The sequence below is a fragment of the Leptotrichia sp. genome (assembly GCF_057270615.1).
Genome location: NZ_DBHIXN010000094.1, coordinates 1 through 4,386 on the forward strand (window position 1 = coordinate 1; position 4,386 = coordinate 4,386).

The following is a 4,386-nucleotide window of genomic DNA, read 5'->3' on the forward strand; positions in this document are numbered from 1 at the left end:
AATTAATGCTAGTGGACAGAGAAGCACCATTAATGTAAGTGCAAGAATTAAATCTATACCACGTTTTATATTTTTCTGCATTTCATTGCTTAGAATATCAAATCCATTTGATTGCAAAAGCCATTCTTCATTTATTTGATTTATATCTATTTTTTTTTGGATATCTTCGTTAAATTCTTCGTAATTTATTATTTTCAGACCATTAATTTTCAAATCAAAAATACGTTTTAGATATTTTTTAAAATCAGGACTTTTTATATCTTTTACAATGACCAATAAATCAATCTTCCTTTTAGAAATAATTTCTTCCATCTGGTCGTAATTTCCAATCAGATATTTTGTTGCCTTGCTTTTATTATTTGAGATATATCCAACATAGTTATAGTCAAGAGTATTGATAATATCTTCCTGAACATTATTTTTTATATGATTTGAGCCAAATATTAGTACATTTTGTTTTTTCATATAAATAGAGCATATAATCTTTCTGAAAGCAAGCTGAAACAAAAATATTAGCAAATATATATAAAATATATTAAATTGTTTCCAGAAAGCATATAGTATAATAGAAAATACTACATCAATACCTAATGTTATAAATACATCTTTATATCTAAAACGTTCAGCATAAAAATCAAGCTGTCCGAATATAAATTTTACAAATATGAATAGGATAAATATAAAATTGGTCAGATACTTTGCTATATAGTTATATTTATCCAACAAAATACTGTAAATAATATATAAAATAAATATATAAAGTATACGTATCCGAATATCTTTATTTAATTTCATAGTTCATCCTCACTTAACAGCTATACTCTAATAATTCTTACTTATAAAAAGTTAGAATTGTTTTAATATTTAATTAAATTTCATCAAAGTAAAACTGCTATAATTTATAAATAATTACAGTATGAGTATAGCACATTTTATTACCAAATTCAAGTAAATAGCTTTTCAAAAAATTTTTTCTAAATAGGCAATTTACTTGATAATTATTTTATACTAAACTCCATTTTAATAATGAATATATTATAAATCTTTTTATTAGATTAAATCTAATATTTTCTTTTAGATAATTAAAATAAATATTCGCTTTTTTAAACAGGGAATAGTATTAGTTCATAATTAAATAATGCTAAATCAATCAGAATTTTTTTATGAATTATGCCAGAACACTCGCGACTTTAGTCGTGAGATGAATGGCATATTTTTTGTTTACAAAAAATTTGAAATAGTTAAATATATATAGTATAATAAAAATGATAATAAAAATATCGAATATTTATTTTGGAAGAGGATATGTGTATTCAATTCAATATCATATAGTGTGGTGTGTAAAATATAGAAGATATATCCAAACTCAAAAAGAAAGATGAGAAGGAGGAACTATGGCGAATTATGTATTGACATTAGCTTTAAAAACTGAACTTTGGCATGAACATATTTTAGAAAAAAGATTAAACATAGCCAGAATGATATATAATTCTTGCCTTAGTGAAATTCTTAAAAGACATAGAAAAATGATAAATTCTTCTGAATATAAAGAAATCAGTAATTTAGATAAAAAAGAGCAATCTAAAAGATATAAAGAATTAGATAAAAAATATTCAATATCTAAATTTGAATTAAATAAGTATGTAAAACCTATGACACAAAAATTTAAAAAGAATATAGGTTCTCAAATGGGACAAGAATTAGCTGAAAGAGCCTTTGCGACTTATGAAAAATTTAAATATGGTAAAGCTAAAAAAGTATATTTTAAAAGTTATGGAAATTTCTATTCTGTTAGAGAAAAAGGTAATATTACAGGACTTAGATTTTTTAAAGAAGATTGTTGCATATCTTGGTTAGGCTTAAAGATTCCAGTAATAATGAAAAATAATGATAAATATGCACAAAGTTGTTTTTTAGATAAGTTATTGTATTGTAGATTACTTAAGAGGGTTGTAAATGGAAAAAATAAATACTACGTTCAAATAACTTTTGAGGGGACACCTCCTAAAAAACATAAAGTTGGTGGAGAAAATGAAATTGGAATTGATATAGGAACTTCAACAATAGCAATTGTTAGTGATAATAAAGTAGAATTAAAGATTTTAGCTGAAAATATAGAAATAAATGAAAAAGAAAAAATAAGACTACAAAGAAAACTAGATAGACAGAGAAGAGCAAACAATCTTAATAAATACAATGCTGATGGTACTATTAATATAGAAAATAAAGAAAAATGGAAAAAGAGCAAATCATATGTAAAAACAAAGTTAAAACTTTCAAATTTTCAGAGAAAAATCGCAGAGAAAAGGGAACAATCTCATAATATTTTAGCGAATAGTATACTAGAAATTGGAACAATAGTAAAAGTTGAAAATATGAGTTTTAAAGCTTTACAGAGAAGAAGCAAGAAAACTGAAATGTCTGAAAAGACTGGAAAATTTAAAAAGAAAAAGAGATTTGGAAAATCATTATCAAATAGAGCACCAGCATTATTAATTGAAATAATAAATAGAAAATTAGAATATATTGGAAAAAATATAATAAAAATTGATACTTTTAAAGTAAAAGCTAGTCAACTAAATCATAGTACAAATGAATATGAAAAGAAAAGTTTATCAAAAAGATGGGTAGAAATATTAGGAAATAAAATACAAAGAGATTTGTATTCTGCATTTTTAATAAAGAATGTAAAAGAAAATTTAGAAGAAGTAAATATAGAAAAAGCACAAAAAGAATTTAAAAATTTTGTTAAATTGCATAAAGAAGAAATCGAAAGAATAAAAAAAGGAAATGTAAAAACATTAAAATGTATGGGATTTTAAAATAAAAACTGGTTTTGAACCGAGCCAACAGGACGTAAATGTTCCGGGCGGAGAGCTTGTCCATTAAAGTCTTAAGGAAATTAGCTAGTATTTGAATATTAGATATTCAAAAGAAACTAAATAGTACTTAAGAACCTCGCGACTTCAGTCGTGAGAGGTTCAGTTAAAGTTGTATTGCTACAAAGTTTTGTTTTATTTTTTATCTTCATTTAATTACTTTTATTAAATATTTTTTCAAGTTATATTTAAAATGTCTTTACCATAGTGTCAAAAATTTTATTAAGACACTTTTTTTTATGCTCTAAATTAGGGTGAACGTATAAATTTAAAGTTATTCCAACAGAAGAATGGCCTAAAATTTCAGATACCGTTTTGTAATCTATATCATTTTCTATAGCTTGTGTTGCAAAAGTATGCCTTAATGAATGAAATTTTAATTTTGAAATTTTTAATTTATCTAAAATTCTTTTAAAAAATTTTCTGTAAGTCCTTGGCTCAATATATTTTTCTTTGCCAGAAATTACATAAATATTATTATTAGATTTAAATTTTTTTAATATAGATATTAATTCAACAGCAATTGGAATTTTACGTCTTGAACTTTCTGTTTTAGGTGATGAAATGATAATTCTGCTCTTTTTAGCTGTATTTATGTACACTCTTTGAATTGTATGATTCACATTGATAACTTCATTTTGTAAATCCACATCTTCCCACTTCAATGCACAGATTTCTCCTATCCTAAGCCCAGTACATAAGCAAATAAGTATTCCCAACGTCTGATTACAAAGATTATTTTTCACGTATTCACAAATTTTTATTCTTTCCTTAAAATTAAACACTTCAACTTTTTTAATATTTTCCTTTTTAGGAATTTTAAATTCAAAATCAATTCTTTCTATAATATTGCATTTTATTGCAAATTTTAATATAGACTTTAGTACAATTACCATATCCTTTACTGTTTTTCTTGATAGCCCTCCTTTGCCATCCATTCTTCCAAAATTTAACTTATCTAAAATAAAAGATTGAAAATCTTCGTTTGAAATCGTATTTATTCTTCTTCTTTTAAAATACGTTTTAAGATGATTTTCAATAATTGATAAATAAAGAAAATAAGTTGACTCCTTTATATAATTATGTTCATTTTTTAGCCAAATATCCATGCATTCGGATATACTCATATTTTTATTCAGTTTTTTCATACTTACCTCCTAAATATTTTTAAAAGTCTAAAAACTTCAACAAGCACAATATTTTCACGTTTTCAGTTTTCTTTTTTCCCCTTTTAGACAAATATTTTTGCCCTTTGTTTCTATAAATACCACTATTGTTATCCAATTTTTACAATTATCCAATAAAACTTAAACTGCGGCAATACAGCTTTAAGAATCAAGTTTAAAAAAATTTAAACTATAATAATAAATTATCAAATATATATAAATTTGTTGTTTGAGAATTATAGAGTATATCTTTGAAATAAAAATTATGATAATTTTTAAAACAAGAGTAGAACATTAAACTGTATTTATAATTGATATATTTTTGATTTTTAAACAAACTA

The 4,386-nt window shown here is 23.6% G+C and carries 2 protein-coding genes and 2 pseudogenes; 2 read left to right on the plus strand and 2 right to left on the minus strand.

What is annotated here, in order from left to right; translation table 11 throughout:
- Positions 1–795: pseudogene (locus ACO409_RS10320) on the minus strand (sugar transferase); the annotation flags it as partial.
- Between the two features lie 482 nt (positions 796–1,277).
- On the opposite strand from ACO409_RS10320, the pseudogene ACO409_RS10325 reads away from it, so the two are divergent.
- Positions 1,278–1,361 (plus strand): annotated as a pseudogene (locus ACO409_RS10325) (IS200/IS605 family transposase); the annotation flags it as partial.
- Between the two features lie 33 nt (positions 1,362–1,394).
- Positions 1,395–2,822: an RNA-guided endonuclease TnpB family protein gene (locus ACO409_RS10330; RefSeq protein WP_485556992.1), complete on the plus strand. Its 1,428-nt coding sequence runs from the start codon at positions 1,395–1,397 to the stop codon at positions 2,820–2,822.
- Between the two features lie 245 nt (positions 2,823–3,067).
- On the opposite strand, the gene ACO409_RS10335 is transcribed toward ACO409_RS10330, so the two are convergent.
- Positions 3,068–4,027: a tyrosine-type recombinase/integrase gene (locus ACO409_RS10335; protein ID WP_485556994.1), complete on the minus strand. Its 960-nt coding sequence runs from the start codon at positions 4,025–4,027 to the stop codon at positions 3,068–3,070.
- Between the last annotated feature and the right edge of the window lie 359 nt (positions 4,028–4,386).